The 17,006-nt window shown below is 67.7% G+C and carries 18 protein-coding genes; 9 read left to right on the top strand and 9 right to left on the bottom strand.

Features of this window, described 5'->3' with window-relative positions:
- The first annotated feature begins 13 nt into the window (after positions 1-13).
- The 3 genes from OY559_RS00825 to OY559_RS00815 are packed head-to-tail and all read left to right on the top strand — an operon-like array spanning position 14 to position 2,921.
- Entirely contained in the window at positions 14-871 is an 858-nt protein-coding gene (locus OY559_RS00825) for a MurR/RpiR family transcriptional regulator (RefSeq protein WP_277728199.1), read from the top strand.
- 17 nt (positions 872-888) lie between these two features.
- Complete coding sequence (locus OY559_RS00820) at positions 889-1,662, top strand: L,D-transpeptidase family protein (protein ID WP_277729873.1); 774 nt, start codon at positions 889-891, stop codon at positions 1,660-1,662.
- The gene (locus tag OY559_RS00815) at positions 1,659-2,921 is read left to right on the top strand and encodes a dicarboxylate/amino acid:cation symporter (RefSeq protein ID WP_277728198.1); all 1,263 of its coding nucleotides are present in this window, start codon (positions 1,659-1,661) and stop codon (positions 2,919-2,921) included. Before OY559_RS00820 ends, OY559_RS00815 begins: the two co-directional genes overlap by 4 nt.
- A gap of 111 nt (positions 2,922-3,032) precedes the next feature.
- Here the strand turns inward: OY559_RS00815 and OY559_RS00810 are convergent, their stop codons facing one another.
- The gene (locus OY559_RS00810; protein ID WP_185741929.1) at positions 3,033-3,398 is read right to left on the bottom strand and encodes a transposase; all 366 of its coding nucleotides are present in this window, start codon (positions 3,396-3,398) and stop codon (positions 3,033-3,035) included.
- A 335-nt stretch (positions 3,399-3,733) separates the two neighbouring features.
- On the opposite strand from OY559_RS00810, the gene OY559_RS00805 reads away from it, so the two are divergent.
- Positions 3,734-4,318, top strand: a complete 585-nt coding sequence (locus tag OY559_RS00805; protein ID WP_277728195.1) for an OmpO family porin — start codon at positions 3,734-3,736, stop codon at positions 4,316-4,318.
- 138 nt (positions 4,319-4,456) lie between these two features.
- On the opposite strand, the gene OY559_RS00800 is transcribed toward OY559_RS00805, so the two are convergent.
- The 5 genes from OY559_RS00800 to OY559_RS00780 all read right to left on the bottom strand — a co-directional run bounded on the left by OY559_RS00800 (position 4,457) and on the right by OY559_RS00780 (position 7,578).
- Positions 4,457-5,494 (bottom strand): NAD(P)H-dependent glycerol-3-phosphate dehydrogenase, encoded by a 1,038-nt coding sequence (locus tag OY559_RS00800; protein WP_277728194.1) that lies wholly within the window; start codon positions 5,492-5,494, stop codon positions 4,457-4,459.
- 48 nt (positions 5,495-5,542) lie between these two features.
- Positions 5,543-6,061, bottom strand: a complete 519-nt coding sequence (secB, locus tag OY559_RS00795; RefSeq protein WP_277728193.1) for a protein-export chaperone SecB — start codon at positions 6,059-6,061, stop codon at positions 5,543-5,545.
- A gap of 98 nt (positions 6,062-6,159) precedes the next feature.
- A complete protein-coding gene (locus OY559_RS00790) occupies positions 6,160-6,603 on the bottom strand; it encodes a rhodanese-like domain-containing protein (RefSeq protein ID WP_277728192.1) in 444 nt (147 codons plus the stop codon).
- A gap of 64 nt (positions 6,604-6,667) precedes the next feature.
- Entirely contained in the window at positions 6,668-7,093 is a 426-nt protein-coding gene (locus OY559_RS00785; protein ID WP_277728191.1) for a hypothetical protein, read from the bottom strand.
- A 26-nt stretch (positions 7,094-7,119) separates the two neighbouring features.
- Entirely contained in the window at positions 7,120-7,578 is a 459-nt protein-coding gene (locus OY559_RS00780) for a YiiD C-terminal domain-containing protein (RefSeq protein WP_277728190.1), read from the bottom strand.
- Positions 7,579-7,594: 16 nt separating this feature from the next.
- Between OY559_RS00780 and OY559_RS00775 the strand changes: the two genes are divergently transcribed.
- From OY559_RS00775 to OY559_RS00765, 3 genes are read left to right on the top strand one after another with little or no spacing between them, the layout of a single operon-like run.
- A complete protein-coding gene (locus OY559_RS00775; protein ID WP_277728189.1) occupies positions 7,595-8,365 on the top strand; it encodes a uroporphyrinogen-III synthase in 771 nt (256 codons plus the stop codon).
- Between the two features lie 47 nt (positions 8,366-8,412).
- A complete protein-coding gene (locus tag OY559_RS00770) occupies positions 8,413-9,435 on the top strand; it encodes a hypothetical protein (protein ID WP_277728187.1) in 1,023 nt (340 codons plus the stop codon).
- Positions 9,432-10,691 (top strand): heme biosynthesis HemY N-terminal domain-containing protein, encoded by a 1,260-nt coding sequence (locus tag OY559_RS00765; RefSeq protein WP_277728185.1) that lies wholly within the window; start codon positions 9,432-9,434, stop codon positions 10,689-10,691. Before OY559_RS00770 ends, OY559_RS00765 begins: the two co-directional genes overlap by 4 nt.
- Before the next feature lie 15 nt (positions 10,692-10,706).
- On the opposite strand, the gene OY559_RS00760 is transcribed toward OY559_RS00765, so the two are convergent.
- Together OY559_RS00760 and OY559_RS00755 are read right to left on the bottom strand one after the other, a co-directional pair.
- Entirely contained in the window at positions 10,707-11,702 is a 996-nt protein-coding gene (locus OY559_RS00760) for a DUF4349 domain-containing protein (protein WP_277728184.1), read from the bottom strand.
- A 106-nt stretch (positions 11,703-11,808) separates the two neighbouring features.
- Positions 11,809-12,471 (bottom strand): tetratricopeptide repeat protein, encoded by a 663-nt coding sequence (locus OY559_RS00755; protein WP_277728182.1) that lies wholly within the window; start codon positions 12,469-12,471, stop codon positions 11,809-11,811.
- Positions 12,472-12,814: 343 nt separating this feature from the next.
- Here OY559_RS00755 and ggt point away from each other — a divergent pair, with 343 nt between their 5' ends.
- Positions 12,815-14,560 (top strand): gamma-glutamyltransferase, encoded by a 1,746-nt coding sequence (gene ggt / locus OY559_RS00750; RefSeq protein WP_277728180.1) that lies wholly within the window; start codon positions 12,815-12,817, stop codon positions 14,558-14,560.
- Between the two features lie 64 nt (positions 14,561-14,624).
- Here ggt and OY559_RS00745 read toward each other — a convergent pair whose 3' ends face one another.
- Complete coding sequence (locus OY559_RS00745; protein WP_277728179.1) at positions 14,625-15,905, bottom strand: acetyl-CoA C-acetyltransferase; 1,281 nt, start codon at positions 15,903-15,905, stop codon at positions 14,625-14,627.
- A 109-nt stretch (positions 15,906-16,014) separates the two neighbouring features.
- Here OY559_RS00745 and OY559_RS00740 point away from each other — a divergent pair, with 109 nt between their 5' ends.
- Positions 16,015-16,896, top strand: a complete 882-nt coding sequence (locus tag OY559_RS00740; protein ID WP_277728178.1) for a hypothetical protein — start codon at positions 16,015-16,017, stop codon at positions 16,894-16,896.
- The last annotated feature ends 110 nt before the right edge of the window (positions 16,897-17,006 follow it).

Here is a 17,006-nt window from a genome sequence, read left to right as displayed (position 1 = left end):
TCACACTCACGCCATGACAACGTCCCTGGTGAAGATCCGCTCCGAACGCGACCAGATGTCGGCCATCGAGCGCCGCATCGCCGACTTCATCCTCGACAACGCGCACCTGCTGCGCGACTACTCCTCGCAGCAGCTGGCCAGCGCGCTGGGCATCAGCCAGTCGAGCGTGGTCAAGTTCGCGCAGAAGTTCGGTTTCAAGGGCTATCCCGACCTCAAGTACACCATCGGCGAGGCGGTGGCGCGCAATGGCAACGGCCAGGCGCAGCCACAGGCCTCCACGCTGGACGATGCAGGCGATGCCTACCAGCAGCTGCAGGACGGGCTGCGGCGCAGCAAGGCCTCGGCCGAAGAGGAAACCCGCAGCCTCAACCCGCGTTCGCACATCGAGCCGATCGTCGACCTGATCGACCGGGCGGACAAGGTGTTCGTGTGCGGCCTGGGCGACGATGGCCTGTTCGCACGCGAGTTCGCGATGCGCCTTTCACTGCTGGGCGTGCTGACGGTGCACCATACCGACCCGATCCTGATGATGGCCAACCTGTCGGCGACGCGACCCGGCGACGTGCTGCTGATGTTCTCGGAGTTCGGCAAGTTGCCCGAACTGTCCCAGGTCAGCCGGCAGTTCCAGGCCTGCGAAGGCAAGGTCATCTCGATCACGCGACACACCGCCAATCCGCTGCGGGCGCACGCCGATGCCGCGCTGGTGATTTCCGCGCACGACCCTGCGCCGCACGTGGAACAGCTGCTGTACCGCTCCTCGCTGCAGTCGCTGCTGGATTTCGTCTTCGTGCTGTTGTGCCAGACCAATCCGGACCGGAACCGGCAACTCGCCATCAACCTTGAACGCATCCACCATCTGCTGGAGTCGTGATGCCCGCACTGCAGTCCATGCGCCATTCATTCCGCTCGTTCGCCTTCGCAGCCGTCATGGTCGCGTGTGCCAGCGCATCCGCCGCAGGCACGCAAGCGTCCGCATCGGCACCCTGGCGCGATGCACGCCAGCTGGTGCTGGTCCTGACCGATGGCTGGGATGCCACCACCGGCACGCTGCAGCGCTTCGAGATCAGGGATGGGCGCTGGCAGCCTACGACGTCCGCAGCCCCCATCACAGTGGGGCGGAATGGATCGGCATGGGGCCAAGGGCTGCACGAGGTACAGCCGCAGGGGCCGCGAAAGCAGGAAGGCGACGGCCGTGCACCGGCCGGCGTGTTCACCCTGGGTGAGGCATTCGGCTACGCAGCCGAGGCGGACACGGCCATGCCGTATCGCCCGATGCACGCGACCAGTTACTGCATCGACGTGCCGGATTCTCCGCTCTACAACCGCATCATCGATACACGTGAACAAGGCGAAGCCGCTGCGAAGGGGTCGACGGAACCGATGCGGCTGGACCTGCACAACAACGGCGACCCGCGCTACCGCAACGGCCTGGTGATCGGCCACAACCCCAACGCAACGCCGCGCGGCGGCAGCTGCATCTTCGCGCACCTGTGGCGCAAGCCCGGCGAAGCGACAGCGGGCTGCACCGCCATGGCATCCGAGACGATGGACGGCCTGCTGGCCTGGCTGCGGCCGGAGGCACGGCCCGTGTTCGTACTGTTGCCCCGCGAGGAGTACGCGCGCCTTGTGCACGACTGGCGGCTGCCGGAGACGGCGCCATGAGGTGGCCCGGCGCCACGGCGCGCGTATTGCTCGGACTGGGCGCGGGGGCTGTCGCAGGCCTTTCCCTGGCGCACTGGCTGCCGGACAGCGCCGGCGCTGCCGTCGCCATCGCGCAGCCGATCGGCAAGCTGTGGCTCAGCGGCCTGCAGATGACCGTGGTGCCGCTGGTGCTGTCACTGGTGATCCTGGGCGTCGCCACTGCCAGCGACGCGGCGGCCTCCGGTCGCGTCGCGCGGCGTGCCATGGTGGTCTTCATCACCTTGCTGTCCCTGTTCGCCGCCTATGCCGCGATCGTCGCGCCCCTCGTGTTGTCGCTGGTGCCGCCCAGCGCCAGTCTCACGGCCACCTTGCGCGGCACATTGCCGGCGGCGGGCGAGATCGCAACGCCGGGGCTCGCGGACTGGATCGGTTCGGTGGTGCCCAGCAACGCCATCATGGCGGCGGCGCAGGGCGCGATGCTGCCGGTGGTGGTGTTCGCGCTGTTCTTCGGGTTTGCGCTGACCCGTGTGCAGGAAGACCGGCGTGCACAGATCATCGCGTTCTGCCATGGCATCGCCGACACGATGATCGTGATCGTGCGCTGGATGCTGCTGGCGGCACCGATCGGCGTTTTCGCGCTCGTGCTGGCCGTGTGCGCACAAGCGGGCATCGGCGTGATCGGCGCGCTGGCGGGCTACATCGCCCTGCAATGCGGCATGTATCTGGGCGCCACCCTGATCTGCTATGTGCTGGTCGCGGTTTTCGCGGGCCAGTCGCCGCTCGCGTATGCGAAGGCGATCCTGCCCGCCCAGGTGGTGGCGGCCAGCACGCAGTCTTCCCTCGCCTCGCTTCCGGCCATGGTGGAGAGCGCGCGCTTCCGGCTGGGCCATCCGCGCGCGGTGGCTGCGCTGGTCCTGCCGATGGCGGTGACGCTGTTCCGCATCACCAGCCCGATCCAGTACATCGTCGCTGCATGCTTCGTGGCGTGGGCCTACGGCATCGACCTGAATGCCGTGACGCTCGCCGCGGGCGCCGCGCTGGCGGTCGTGATCAGCCTGGGCTCGATAGGCCTGCCGGGGCAGGTGAGCTTCATGGCGACGGTGATGCCGGTGACGCAATCGATGGGGCTGCCGATCGAGCCGTTGGGCCTGCTGCTGGCGGTGGATACCATTCCCGACGTCTTCGCGACCACGGGCAATGTCACCGGCGACCTTACCGCGACCAGCATCGTCGCGCGGCAATCACCCGATGCGCGCGATGCGGATGAAGTCGAGGGCTGAGGCGACGCACTTTCCCGGGCACGACCGTTGGACGCGATGCATCGGAGAAGCCTCTTCGCCACCGGTGATGAAGCTCGATGGTGGACATCCCGCTGACCTGCCGCCCAACGCCTAGAACGGCTGGTATCGCGGCATGGCGCGCCGTGCACTCGATGCGGGGTGGTTCGAGTTGCGGTAGGCACTGACAAGCCGCCGCAGCGGATCCGCGATGTCGGGGTGCAGGTTCAGCGACGCGATCACCACGTCCCAGATGCCTTCGTGGGTCCATCGCGTGAAACGGACGTAGACGCTGTGCCAGGGGCCGCAGGCCTTGGGCAACCGACCCCATGGCTGCTGTGTGACTGCCACCCAGAGTACGCCTTCGAGGAAGGACCGCGTGCGTACTCCATTCAACGCTCTTGCGCGCACCAGCGGCGGCAATGCTGCAACGATGGCACTCCATCGCATCTCATCGAGTTGAACGGCGGGCGAGTCCATGTCCTCGTTCCTGCTGTCTGGCGCCGGCCCACAACCTTGATCTTCCATCATCGTCTAGCTCCTGCCGCTCCGAAAAAGCCTGCACGTCTGCACGCGCTGCGAAATCCTTCCGCTCAACGTTCCATTCGCCACGGCCTGATCGAAGAGGACAGGAACACAGGGCGAATCCCGGGAGGCCGATAAATGCAACCGGCGAAAGTTCCTTGCCTCGCCCCCTAATTTATGTACTGGTAAGTTTGATATTCAGGGCGTGTTGTGAGCTGAAGCGGATACTTCGCCCACCGTCGCTTCCCCCGAGGCGACGGATACACAACAACAAAATAAAAGGCGTTTCCATGAAGAAGTCCTTGCTTGCCCTGACCTTGCTGGCTGCTGCTCCTTTCGCTGCTTCGGCTGCCGAAGGCGTTTCCTACAACTATGTGGAAGGCGGTTACACCGCGACGAACATCGAGGGCCCCGACGCCGATGGCTGGGCGCTGAAGGGTTCCGTCGCCCTGCACCCGAACTTTCACGTGTTTGCTGACTACAGCAAGCAAGAAGTCGATGACGTCAATGTCGATTTCGACCAATGGCGCGTCGGCCTCGGCTACAACCACGAGTTGTCGCAGCGCGTCGACCTGCTGACCCGTGTCGCCTACGAGAAGGCGAAGACGGACAGCTTCACCACGCCCTCCGGCATTCGCGTGCCCAGCTTCAGTGCCGACGGCTACAGCGTCGAAGTGGGCGTGAACAGCGCGCTGACCAACCGCCTCAACGGCTACGCGCTGGCCGGCTACGAAGACGGCGACGACTACGACGGCGAGTTCTACGGCCGCTTGGGCGCGCAGGTGAAGTTCACTCCGAACTGGAGTGCCTCGGCCGACGTCAAGCTTGTCGACGGCGACACCCAGTGGTTCGTCGGTCCGCGCTTCAGCTGGTAAGCCGCAACAGCGTTCCCCCGCGACGCGTCCCTCTCTCCCCGCGTCGCACCCAGCCCGGCCCTTGTGGCCGGGCTTTTTCATGCGCCAAAGAAAAAGCCCGGCGGTTGAGGCCGGGCTGATTCGATACGCCGCGTCGGATTACTTGAACAGTGTTTCCGGATACTCCGGTTTCTGCTCACGCGACAGCAGGTGCTGCAAGCCGGCGGCGGGCGTGAGATCGCCATGCAGTACGGCACGCACCGCGCTGGAAATCGGCAGGTCGATGCCGTGACGGTCCGCCTGGCGCATGACTTCGTCAGCGGTCTGCACCGATTCGACCACCTGCCCGATGTCGCGCACCGCGTCCTGCAGCGACTGACCACGACCCAGCGCGAGGCCAAGCCGGCGGTTGCGCGACAGGTCGCCGGTGCAGGTCAGCACCAGATCGCCCAGGCCGGCGAGGCCCATGAGGGTTTCCGGCTTTGCACCGATGGCGGCGGACAGGCGCAGCATTTCGTTCAAGCCACGGGTGATCAGCCCGGCACGGGCGTTGAGGCCTAGCTGCATGCCGTCCGCCACGCCCGTGGCGACCGCCAGCACGTTCTTCATCGCGCCACCGAGCTCGGCGCCCACCATGTCATCACCGGTATAGGCGCGGAACGCCGGACCATGCATGACATCCGCCACCGCCTGTGCGAATTCCGCGTCGGCACCGTGGACGGTCACGGCAGTGGGCAGGCCCAACGCGACTTCCTTGGCGAACGACGGACCGGTGACCACGGCCAAGGGCACGTCCGGGCCCAGGATGTCTTCGGCCACTTCGTGCAGGAAGCGGCCCGAGCCGGTTTCGAAGCCCTTGGTGGCCCAGGCGACGCCGGCACGCGCCGGGCGCAACGGAGCGACCAGCTTCAGGGTCTCGGTGAAGGCATGGGACGGCACCACGACCAGGACCTGGTCCGCATCGGCGAGCGACGCAGCCAGGTCGGTGGTGGCGCGCAGGTTTTCCGGCAACGGGATGCCCGGCAGGTAGCGGGTGTTCTCGTGCCGCTGGTCGATGGCCTCAGAAACGACGGGATCGCGGCCCCACAGGGTGACCGCGTGCCCGTGCCGGGCCATCAGGGCCGCCAGTGCGGTGCCCCAGGAACCGGCACCGAGGACGGCGATTTTCAGTGGATTATCCGGCGTCGACTCGGCCATCCGTCCCCCTGCGTGTTGCGTCGCGGTGTCCGACGGTTGCACGGTCAATCAGGCGTTGCCGACGGGTTCCGAATTGGCCAGCTGGCCTTCACCGCCCTGCGCGGCGCGCTGGCGCAGCGATTCGGCGTACAGCGCCTCGAAGTTGATCGGCTGCAGGAAGAACGGGGGGAAGCCGCCGGCCTGCACCAGGTCGCTGACCAGCTGGCGCACATACGGGAACAGGATGTTCGGGCACTGCGTGCCGAGCAGCACGTCCACGGCCTGCGGCTCCAGGCCGATCAGGCCGAAGATGCCTGCCTGCTGCACTTCCGCCACGTACGCCGTCTTGTCGCCGGCCTTGCAGCTCAGGGTCACGCCGAGCACCACTTCGAACGCATTCTCGCCCAGGCGCTGCACGCGCTGGTTGAGGTTGAGTTGCAGTTCCGGCTGTACGTTTTCGGCGAACACCGCCGGGGCGCCGGGAACCTCGAAGGAAACGTCCTTGACGTAGATCTTTTCGACAGTGAAAGCGGGGCCAGCGGCTTCGGCGGCAGGCGCGACCGCGCCGTTGGTGGTCTCGTCGGACATTTCTTGACTCCAGAATCTGGATTGCTGCGGTGAATGGAAATTATGTCATGGCGGCACGCGGGGCCCTGTTCAAGGGCGGGGCCGCGGCCAAAGCAGGCTCAGCGGCCCTTGACCAGCGGCAGGTCGGCCTGTTGCCAGGCGGCGATGCCGCCATCAAGCGCATAGACCTTCTCGAAACCCGCTTTCTTCAGGCGCTTGGCGGCGCCCGCCGAGGCCTGCCCGGTGCGGCAGACCAGCACCACGGGCAGGGCCTTCGACCCGGCCAGCAGCTTGCTTTCGGGGTCGAAACTGCTGGGCAGCACGTTGCGACTGCCCGCAATGTGGCCCTTTTCGAAGTCGTTGCTCGCCGACAAGTCGACCACCAACGCGTTCTCGCTGTTGACCAGATGGGTCAGCTCGGCCGGGCGCAGCGCCGTATAGCCGCGGAACAGGCGCGCGATTTCGGTGTAGATGATCGCGACCGTCAGGCCGACGAGGGCCAGCGACAGCATCTGGTTCCAGGGCGAACCGGTGGCAAAGGCCAGGATTTCTTCGAAATTCACGGGAACTGGAGGCAATGGAGCGGGCGGCGATTGTCGCACAGGACGTCACCGGGGCGGCGGCGGGCTACTCCCCGTCCCACAGGTCCGGCAGGCCCACCACCAGCCACCAACGCTTCATTTCCGGATCCCAGCGCCAGCGTTCGCGGTAGCGCAGGGTCCGCTCCGCCATGGTGTGCTTGTTGATCACGCGCAGCTCCACCGCACGCTCCACCGTCCCGTCCGGGCCGGCATGGGTCGAAACGTCGCGGTAGCCGGAGATCTGGACCTGTTGGTAGCGCTCGAACTCCAGTTCGGTCATCGGGTGTTCGAGCTTGTAGGCGGGGTCGACGGCCTGCCAGGCGTTCTCGAAATCGCCCCAGCGGATCGAGGCCGCATAGGTATCCTGCATCTGCTGCAGCTTGCCGCGCTGCAGGCGACTCTGCGCAGCAGCGGGCGCAAGCACCAGCATCAGCAGGCCCGCCACCAACAGCATCTTCCTTATCACGCGCATGGCACCCCCTCGGTCATGCCGGCATGCTACCGCTTTGAGATGGCGACGAACCGTCCCACCAGCGTGGTGGCACTGCCGCCTTCAGGTAGCAGAATCCTGGCATCGACCTGGATCCGCGCACGGCCGCGCTGCACCAGCGTGTCCAGAAAGGCCTCCCAGGACTGCCCTTCGCCGAACATGGCGTCGGCCACCAGGTCGGCATACAGCGGTGCGAGATAGCGGATCTGGCTGTCGGCCACGTAGACCTCGGCTTTCAGGCCCGCCAGACGGAGTTTCAGCGTCACCAGTCCCCACCCTGCCACGGTCATCAGCGAGGTCAGGCTGCCGCCGAAGGCGTTGCCCTTGTCGTTGACGTTGGCCGACAACGGAGCGGTCAGGCGCAATGCCCCGTCGTGGAAACCGTCGACCTCCACGCCCATCGCCGCCACCGGCGGCATGCCACGACAGTACTCACGCAGTTCCTGCAAGGCTTCTTCCGCACTCATCACTCATAATCCGCGCATGGGACACCCAACGCCGCCGGCATGGTACGTCATCTCGCTGCGGCCCCAGGGCGGCCACGATGCACTCCGCCGTGCTGCGCGACGCCAGGGTGCCGGCTTGCTGGCCATGTCGCCCTGGCGCATCCAGCCATGCGATGACAACGCTACCCGTGCCGATCTGCGTGACGCCCTCGCCTGCGAGACCGTCGTGTTCACCAGCCCCGCCGCGGTCTCGGCGGCGCACGCCCTGCAACCACTGGACGCGCGACCCGGCCAATCATGGCTGGCGGTGGGTGCCGGTACTGCGACGGCGCTGCGCCGCGCCGGCATCGCGCACGTGTCGTTCCCTGCACGCATGGATAGCGAAGGCCTGCTCGCGCTGCCGGCGCTCACCGACGTGCGCGGGACCGACGTCGGCTTCATCACTGCGCCCGACGGCCGCAACCTGCTGATGCCCACGCTGGAATCCCGCGGCGCCCGCCTGCACCGCGCCGAGGTCTATCGGCGAGAGCCCGTCGCGCTGACACCCCGCACCCTCGCGGCACTCGCCGGCCTGCGTGCGCCCGCCTGCCTGCTGGTGAGCAGCGGCGGCGCCCTGGAGCAGGTCCTCGCACAGCTGCCGGGCCCGTTGCAGGCGCGCTTGCGGGCTGCCACCGTGGTCGCCGCAAGTGCACGCCTGGCCGACGCTGCGCGCGATGCCGGGTTCGCGCATGTCCTTCAAGCCGCCGGTCCGCGCCCGGCGCAGATGATCAGGACGGCCTGCACGGCCATGCTTCCCGGCATCCGGTAGCATCTGCGGCGCCCATCACGTTTTCGACCGCCGACAAGGATGCTTGTGTGAACGACGAACCGTCCCCTCCCCGCCGCGCCGATGGTGCGGGCCGCCTCATCGCCGTGTCGTTGGTGGTGCTGGCCATGGGCGTCGGCGCATGGCGTGGCTGGGCGTGGTGGCAGGCCCGCCATGCCGAGGAGCAGACCGCACAGTCGGCGGCCATGCAGCGCATCGAGGCACTCGAAGCGCGCACGGACGCCCTGCGGCGCGATCAGCGCGCGCAGGCGCAGCGCCTGCTCGATGCGGCGGCCACCAACCGCGTGTTGCGCGACGAAGTGCTTGGCCTGGGGCAGCGCGGTGCCTTGCTGGAGGAGAGCGTCGCCAAGCTGACCGACCCGAACCGGCACGGTGCGCAGGCACTGCGGCTGGACGAAGTGGAGCTCCTGCTTTCACAGGCGGCGCAGCGACTGGACATTGCGCGTGACCTGGACGGCGCGCGACGCGCTTACGCACTGGCCGCGGGCACCCTGGACGGGATGGACGATCACCGCCTGTTGAATCTCAAGCAGACGCTGACGCAGGAGCGCGCTGCGCTGGATGCGCTGGGCGCCGGCACGCAGGCGGCATCGCTCGCGCAGCTGGGCGCCCTCGCCGATGCGCTCGCGGGCCTCCCGCGCGACAGCATGGTCGACGCACCGGCGCACGCTCGCCCGGCATGGCAGCGCATGCTCGCGCCGTTGGTCGACGTGCGGCCCACGCGCGACACCACGCTGGTGGCGCCCGACGACCGCGCCACGGCCGACGCGGCGCTGCAGATCGAAATCAGCCTTGCGCGGGCTGCGCTGGAACGCGGGGACGCTGCCGGCCAGCGCGCCGCCCTCGCACGCATCGCCACATGGGTACCGCGGTTGTGGCCCGATTCACCGCAACGACGGCAGGTTCAGGTCCAACTGCGCACATTGCAGCAAGCGCCCGCACCTTCGCGACCGGCTGTGCTGGGCAGCACGCTGCTGCAGTTGCGCGCATTGCGTAACGCCGGCATGCGACTGTCGGTGCCGGCCGCGAACACGCCGGAGGTGACGCCATGAAACCATTCCGCACCGTGATGCTGTTGTTGTTGCTGGTCCTGGCGGGCGTGCTGGCCGCGCAATGGATGGCGGGTACCGACCGCGACCTCGGCGAGGTCTTCATCCGCTTCGGCGGTTACGACCTGCACACGAACGTGCCGCGTGCGCTGCTTTCGCTGATCCTGATCTGTGCAGTGGCATGGCTGGCCTGGCGCCTGGTTTCACTGCCGTTCCGTGCATGGGGTCGCCATCGCCGCAAGCAGGCGCGCGCGCGCCTCATCGACGGCCTGGACGCGCTGCACGCTGGACACTGGCAGAAGGCCGAGAAGTTGCTGGAGCGCGCCGCGGACGATGGCGAAGTAGGCCCCGTCGCACGCACCGCAGCCGTGCAGGCGGCGCAGGCGCGCGGCGATGAAGCCGCGATGCAGCGCCATCTCGCCGCGCTGCGGGAGCGCTCCGTGACGGCGCATGCGCTGGCATCGGCACAGATCGCGCTGGACGCGGGCTGGCCGGACGAGGCTCTCGCCATGCTCGATGGCGCAGACGTCCAGCCGCTCCCGCCGCGCGGCCTGGTGTTGCGTACGCAGGCGTTGGCCGCCACCGCACATGCGGGTGAAGCCTATGGCCTGTTGGGCGCACTGAAGCAGAACCAGGCCATGGCGCCTGCTGCGTTCGACGCGCTGGAGATCCGCCTCGCTTCGCAGTCGCTGCTCGAAGCGGCCGATCCCAACGTGTTGGCGGAGCGCTGGGAAACGCTGACCAAGCCGCTGCGGCTGCACCCCTCCGTGGTCGCTGCCTACGCCGAACGCGCTGCGGCACTGCGCTGGGAAGATGCCGCGACCCGCAGTATCGAGCAGGCACTGGAAGCCCGTTGGGATGAATCACTCGCCGCGCTGTACGGTCGCCTGCCGGTCGGGAAGCTCGACTCCCGCCGTGCCAGCGCGCAACACTGGCTGGCGGCCCATCCCGCCAGCCCTTCGCTGCTGCTTACCCTGGGTCGACTTTCGCGCCTGCAGGGGCAGTGGATGCAAGGACAGGAATTCCTGCACCGTGCGATCGCGCAGGGCGCGGGTGCGGAAGCATGGGAAGAGCTCGGCGATGGTTTCAGCGCGGCCGGCGACACGGCGATGGCGCAGCAGTGCTACGGCAATGCGCTGAAGGCCGCACGTGGCGGCGCGACCATGGAATTGCCCGGCCGCGACATGAAGCAGAAGATCCACGATGAGGCTGTCGTGGAAGAACGCGACGCGCACGGGTTGCCGCGACTCAGGGACTGAGCACGCGGCGTGCGGTCAGCCGACCGCCGGCTTCCGGCGCCAGCGCCGCCAGCCCAGCCACAGCGCAAGCACGCAGAACCACAGCGGCCACAGCGCCGCCAATGCGACGACGACCTCCAGCCCACCCCGCCAGCCGATGGCAAGCGCATCACGCAGCCGGTTGAAGAAGCCGGGTCCGTTGTCGCGGAACACCGCATCCACATCGACGCGTTCGGCCTTCCGGACCTGTGGATCCTGGCTCAGCGAAAGCGTGATCGTGCTGAAGGCGACCCGGTCTTCGAACTCTTTCTGCGCGATCAAAGCCTCGTCACGGCTGGCGCGCGCCGCACTACGTGACTGGATCGCATCGGTCTTATCGCCCAGCTTGCCGCCCGCCTGCACGGCCTCGCCCAGTTCCTGCTGCTCGTCCTGCGCGCGCTGGCGTGCCAGCTGCTGGCGCAGCAGGTCGAACTGTGCATCGCGGGCCGAGAAGCTGCGCCGGTCCAGGAATGCCATCTGCGCGGCGACGGCGCGCAGGAACGCCTGCGTGCGCTCGCTGGGCACGCGGACGGTCAACTCGCCCTGCAAGGTGTACTCGGTCAGTTCCAGTCGCTTGCCCTGCCCGAGCGGGCGGCTCAGCACGCGCTGCACCTGCGAGGCGATCTGGTTGTCGACGACGAATCCGCCCTGCGCGACGACCTCATCCTCGATCACCAACGCGGTGCCGTAGACATCCACCACCTGGAACCGTGCCTGCGCGGTGCGGATGAAGCGGCGTTGCGGGTCGATCTGGGTAGACACATCCGAGGCCATCTGCGAAGGGTCGACGCCGGGCGCCTGCATCGCGGGGGCCTCGACACTCTTCCGAGGTGCAGCCGCGGGGGCACTGTCCGACGCCGCTTCGGCCATGATCGCAACGCCGGCGTCGGCACTCGACTCGGCCGCCGCGGAGGCATCGGACTCGGCCATCTCCCGCTTGCTGCACGCGGCGACCATGAGCAACAGGATCAGGAAGGAAAAGGCGCGGGACATCCTGCACATACGATTGCGAGCTCCAGTGTGGCGGAAGGGAACGGTCGTTGAGTCGTCTCTCGTTGCAACGCTTGGTTAAGTTCAGTGGGGTTGGAACGCGGGGCCGCTAGAGCTCTGGCTCGCAGATGGCGCACTGGCCGTCTCGGTGCTCCGCTCTGGGAGCGGCCTTCAGCACACGGCGCGCCTCTGTCAGACGTCGGGCGATGGTCGCGGTCTCCTGGACGCCGTAGCGTCTGGCCTGGGCATACAGCACGACGACGTTCTCCATCGGCCCGCCTGCCATGTTCAATGCCGCCCAGTCCGACAGCAGATTGGCCACCACCGGATCCTTCGGCGCGACGAACTGCATGCGCTCACCGAGCTGGTAGGCGAACGCATGGTTGAGGTCATACGCGCTGACAGGCCGACCCTCGTTGCCCGCGGGTAACGGCGCGGGAAATGGCGGAACCGTGGCGTCGCCGAATTGCAGGCCGGCGATCGAGTGCCGCGCCAGGTACGCAGGATCCCTCGCGGCAGCCAACTTGCTCTCAAGGATTCTCGCGTGCAGCCACTCGGTACCGACGTGTTCTGCAGGATTGCGCTGGATGCCCAGGCGGATCCAGGCGAGCGCCGGTGCATCATGACCCGACAGCTCCAACGCGGTACCCAGGTTGGCGGCGGTTTCATGACGACCGGGATAGCGCCGCTCAAGCGATAACAGCAGACGCACGGCCCGTGGATGCTGGCCTTGGTACATCAGCAGGATGGCCAGGTCGGTCAGGTTCTCCAAGTCCGGCTTTGCGGTTGCCCGCGCCGTGATGTCGCGCCCGGCGCATGTAGTCTTTGCGGACCGCTCCGGAGGTGAGTCGCGCCTCCAACTGCTCACCGACGTCGATGTGCGCATCGAAGTGGCGTCCCTGGTGGTCGGTTCCGATGGCATTGATGCACGCCTGCACCGGACCCGCCAAGCCAAGCGCGAGGGCGCCCAACAGCACCCATCTCCTGTTCCGCATCCCGCTGCTCCCCCATCTCCCTATTGACGGGAACGCTAACCGATGGCGGGCCACAGGGGAACGGGCAGGCCGGGTGGAAGGCGTGTGACAATCGGATCGCCTGCCCTTCGGTGATCCGCGATGACCCGATTCCTGCGTGCCGTCTTACTGTTCACCCTGCTGGCCGCCACGGGCACGCATGCCAAAACGCCGGTCGCCACCGGCACCGGCGGGGGTGCGGCGACGATCAGCGAACAGGCCACGCAATCGGCGATCGCGGTCCTCGACCGCGGCGGCAATGCGGTCGATGCCGCCGTCGCAGCGGCAGCCACGCTCGGGGTGACGGATCCCTTCAGCTGCGGGATCGGCGGTGGCGGCTTCATGGTGGTGTACCTGGCGAAGGAGAAGCGCGTGGTCACGCTCGACCATCGCGAGACGGCACCCGCCGCCGTTACGTCCGCCCTTTTCATCGAAGACGGTCGGGAAATGGACTTCGACACCGCCGTTGCCAGTGGCCTGTCGGTCGGCGTGCCCGGCACCGTGCGCGGTTGGCACGAGGCGCTGCAACGCTACGGCACGATGTCGTTCGAACAGGTCCTGGCACCGGCGATCTCGGTAGCGGAGCAGGGCTTCATCGTGGATGCGAACTTCTCGGGGCTGGTCGCGCGGAACGAAGGCAAGTTCCGCCGCTTCCCCGCCACCGCCGCGCTGTACCTGCGGGAAGGCAAGGCACTCCCTGCGGGTACGACGCTGCGCAATCCCGATCTTGCACATACGTACCGCCTGCTGGCGAGCGGCGGCGTGGACGCGTTCTACGAAGGCACGCTGGCGCAGGCGATCGTCGATGCGGTCAATCGTCCACCGACGGCCGCCGGCGTTTCCGTGCGCGGCGGTCGCATGACCCTGGCGGACCTGGCCGACTACGAAGCCCGCGTGCGCGCGCCGGTGCGCTCCACCTACCGGGGCTATGAGCTGTACGGCATGCCGCTGCCGAGCAGCGGTGGCGTGACGGTGTTCGAAGCGCTGAACATCCTGGAAGGCTACGACCTGAAGGCGCTGCCGCGCGCGCAGGTCGAACATCTTTACCTGGAAGCCAGCCGTCTCGCCTTCGCCGACCGCGATGCCTACCTGGCCGATCCCGAATATGTGGATGCGCCCGTGGCCGGCCTGCTGAGCAAGGATTACGCGGCCCGGCGGCGCGCGCTGATCGATCCGGCACGCGCTGCTCCGGGTGCTGTCGCCGCGGGCGATCCGTTCGACTTCCAACAGGATGCGAGTTATCCGCTGCGGCCCGCGCCGCGCGCGCTGGTGCCGGAGAGCGCGCACACCACGCACCTGACCGTGTCGGACAAGGACGGCAACGTCGTCGCCTACACCTTCACCATCGAGGACTGGGGCGGCAGCGGTATCGTCGTGCCGGGTTACGGCTTCCTGCTCAACAACGAGCTGACCGATTTCGATTTCACCGGCCCGCATCCGAACGTGCCCGAAAGCGGCAAGCGCCCGCGCAGCAGCATGACGCCGACGCTTGCGCTGAAGGACGGCAGGCCCGCATTCTCGATCGGCAGCCCGGGCGGGTCCACCATCATCACCACGGTGCTGCAGACCATCGTCAACTACGTGGACCTGGGCATGGACATGGACCAGGCCGTGGACGCGCCGCGGCTATCGCAGCGCAACGGTGCAGCGACGGACATCGAGCCCGGCTACGCGGACAGCGCGCAGGCGAAGGCGCTGCTGCAGCGCGGACAACGCTGGTCGGACCTTGCAGAGGAAATCGGCGCAGCCAACGCGCTGGTGTTCAACCCGGACGGCACCGTGACTGCGGTCAGCGAAGGGCACCGCCACGGCATCGGCAGCGCACAGGTGCAGACGCCATCGCGGTGACGCGGCACCCGCTACCCGCAGAAAACGATGGCGGCACGTATCGCGGCATTCATGCCGCGACCATTCAACGCTCGACAATCGCCACCACGCCCATGCCACCGGCGGTGCAGATGGAGACCAGCGCACGGCCGCCGCCACGCTGTTTCAGTTCCTTGGCCACGGTGGCGACGATCCGCGCACCCGTGGCAGCGAACGGATGGCCCGTCGCCAGCGAGGAGCCGTTGGGGTTCATCTTGGCGGGATCGATCCTGCCCAGCGGCGCATCCAGGCCCAGGCGGTTGCGGCAGTAGTCTTCGCTTTCCCACGCGCGCAGCGTGCACAGCACCTGGGCGGCGAAGGCTTCGTGGATCTCGTAGATGTCAAAGTCCTGCAGCGTCAAGCCGTTGCGCTTGAGCATTTCCGGCACGGCCACGGTCGGCGCCATCAGCAGGCCTTCGCCGTGGACGAAGTCCACCGCCGACACCTGCGCATCCTTCAGGTAGGCGAGCGGCTCGTGGCCATGCGCCTTCGCCCACTCGTCGCTGGACAGCAGCACGGCGGCGGCGCCATCGGTCAGCGGCGTGGAGTTGGCGGCGGTCAGCGTGCCACGGCCAGAGATCTTGTCGAAGGCCGGCTTCAGCGTGGCCAGTTTTTCCAGCGAGGTGTCGGCGCGCAGGATGTTGTCGCGCTCCAGGCCGCGGAACGGCGCGATCAGGTCATCGAAGAAGCCGCGCTCATACGCGGCGGCCAGCTTCTTGTGCGACGCGACGGCGAGTTCGTCCTGCGAGTCGCGTGAGATGTTCCACTCCTTCGCCATGTCCTCGCAGTGGTCGCCCATGCTCTTGCCGGTGCGCGGCTCGGCCACGCCGGGGAACTCCGGCTTCAGTTCGCCGAACTTGAACCCGCTGACCAGCGCCTTGATCTTGTCCTGCGTGGTCTTGGCACGATTCGCGGCCAACAGCCGCGCACGCAGCTTCTTGCCGTAGACGATCGGCACTTCGGACGTGGTGTCCGAACCGCCGCCGATGCCGGAATCGATCTGGCCCAGTGCGATCTTGTTGCCGATGTGGATGATGGTGTCCAGACTGGTGCCGCAGGCGCGTTGCAGGGTGATGCCCGGCGTCAGCGGCGACAGGCCGGACGACAACGCGGCTTCGCGGCCCAGGTTCCAGTCGGAGGAATGCTTGATCACCGCACCCATCGCCACTTCACCGAGCTGCTGGCCGTGCAGGCCGAAGCGCTCGACCAGCGCGCCCAGCGTGCGCACCGACATGCCCAGGTTCCCCACATCCGCATAGGCCGTGTTCTGGCGGCAGAACGGAATGCGGACGCCGCCGAGGATGGCGACGGGGCGGGGTGCGGGCATGGGGACCTCTTTGCAGGCGATGGTGATGGGGATGGAGTGAAGATGCCGTGCACGCGGCAGGCATAATGGGGGAGTGTAATGCGCCCCTCCACCACGTCCAACCGCTGACATGACGCCAACCACAACCAGCCCCGTCGTGATGGGCGTGATCGCCCTGGAGTTGGCCGCCGGCAGCACGCCGCAGCGCGCAGCGCTGGCCGCTGCCGAAGCGAGCGAGCTGGCCGGGAAACTGGGGCGCGACCTCGCCGCGCATGCGCCGCAGGTGCGTGACCTGGATCTCGTCTTCGCCGCCGCGCATTTCGATCCCGCCGAAGCCCTGCGCCCCGGCTGGCCGCTGCACCAGCGGCTGCGCGAGCTGCACCAGCGCGCGCCGGGACGCGGCGAAGGCGCACGCCTGATCGCGTTCGGTGCCGATGAGTCCGGTGACATTCCGATGCCGTTGCAGGCGGACGATGGCCTGCGCGGTGGCCTGCTGCGCGTGGTGCCCTTCCTGCTCAGTGGCGATGACCATACGGTCGACGCCGTCAGCGAACGGTTGGAGAGCGTACTGCTCGAAACCGGCATGGCCCAGGCCGATACCGCGTTACTCGCGCAGACGGCCTTCGGTGCGCAGATCGAGCACGCGCGCTACATGACCCTGCACGACCTCGCCGCGATGACCGCGATGCAGTACGAGCACGGCGGGCTGGGCGCACTGTGGCCCGTCATCGAAACCGCGCTGATGGCGCCCGCGGAAGAACAATGGCTGGATGCGCTGCCGGAACCGCTGCTGCGCTACGCGGGCGGCGAAGTGCACATTGCACTGTTCGAACCACCGGCATGGCGCGCGCGGTACGCGCCGCAGGAAGCCACCGATGAGCGACTGGAACGCGCGTACCAGCACTTCCAGGCACGCCAGCAGCAGATCGCCGCCGTGCTGGAAGCGCACGGCATCCCGGTGACGTTCGCGCACTGCCCGGGCAACGCCGATCCGCGGACTGCGATGGCGTGAAGGCGGACCTCCGCCCCACGCAATCCCTGCAGGAGGGGCTTCAGCCCCGAGGCTTTTTGCGAGGATGTCTTCGAAGCAAGCGCGTCGGGGCTGAAGCCCCTCCTACAGCA

It is taken from the genome of Pseudoxanthomonas sp. SE1, assembly GCF_029542205.1.
In the GTDB taxonomy this organism is placed as follows: Bacteria; Pseudomonadota; Gammaproteobacteria; order Xanthomonadales; family Xanthomonadaceae; genus Pseudoxanthomonas_A.
The sequence above is the reverse complement of the archived record's forward strand: the minus strand, read 5'-3'. Positions and strand labels throughout refer to the sequence as shown.

Bases quoted from the DNA above. Each gene is read 5' to 3' on its own strand.
- OY559_RS00760 (WP_277728184.1), bottom strand. From the start codon at position 11,702: ATGTCCCGCGCCTTTTCCTTCCTGATCCTGTTGCTCATGGTCGCCGCG.
- secB (WP_277728193.1), bottom strand. From the start codon at position 6,061: ATGTCCGACGAGACCACCAACGGCGCGGTCGCGCCTGCCGCCGAAGCC.
- OY559_RS00740 (WP_277728178.1), top strand. From the start codon at position 16,015: ATGACGCCAACCACAACCAGCCCCGTCGTGATGGGCGTGATCGCCCTG.
- ggt (WP_277728180.1), top strand. From the start codon at position 12,815: ATGACCCGATTCCTGCGTGCCGTCTTACTGTTCACCCTGCTGGCCGCC.
- OY559_RS00815 (WP_277728198.1), top strand. From the start codon at position 1,659: ATGAGGTGGCCCGGCGCCACGGCGCGCGTATTGCTCGGACTGGGCGCG.
- OY559_RS00785 (WP_277728191.1), bottom strand. From the start codon at position 7,093: ATGCGCGTGATAAGGAAGATGCTGTTGGTGGCGGGCCTGCTGATGCTG.
- OY559_RS00810 (WP_185741929.1), bottom strand. From the start codon at position 3,398: ATGGACTCGCCCGCCGTTCAACTCGATGAGATGCGATGGAGTGCCATC.
- OY559_RS00775 (WP_277728189.1), top strand. From the start codon at position 7,595: ATGGGACACCCAACGCCGCCGGCATGGTACGTCATCTCGCTGCGGCCC.
- OY559_RS00820 (WP_277729873.1), top strand. From the start codon at position 889: ATGCGCCATTCATTCCGCTCGTTCGCCTTCGCAGCCGTCATGGTCGCG.
- OY559_RS00800 (WP_277728194.1), bottom strand. From the start codon at position 5,494: ATGGCCGAGTCGACGCCGGATAATCCACTGAAAATCGCCGTCCTCGGT.
- OY559_RS00765 (WP_277728185.1), top strand. From the start codon at position 9,432: ATGAAACCATTCCGCACCGTGATGCTGTTGTTGTTGCTGGTCCTGGCG.
- OY559_RS00805 (WP_277728195.1), top strand. From the start codon at position 3,734: ATGAAGAAGTCCTTGCTTGCCCTGACCTTGCTGGCTGCTGCTCCTTTC.
- OY559_RS00745 (WP_277728179.1), bottom strand. From the start codon at position 15,905: ATGCCCGCACCCCGCCCCGTCGCCATCCTCGGCGGCGTCCGCATTCCG.
- OY559_RS00780 (WP_277728190.1), bottom strand. From the start codon at position 7,578: ATGAGTGCGGAAGAAGCCTTGCAGGAACTGCGTGAGTACTGTCGTGGC.
- OY559_RS00825 (WP_277728199.1), top strand. From the start codon at position 14: ATGACAACGTCCCTGGTGAAGATCCGCTCCGAACGCGACCAGATGTCG.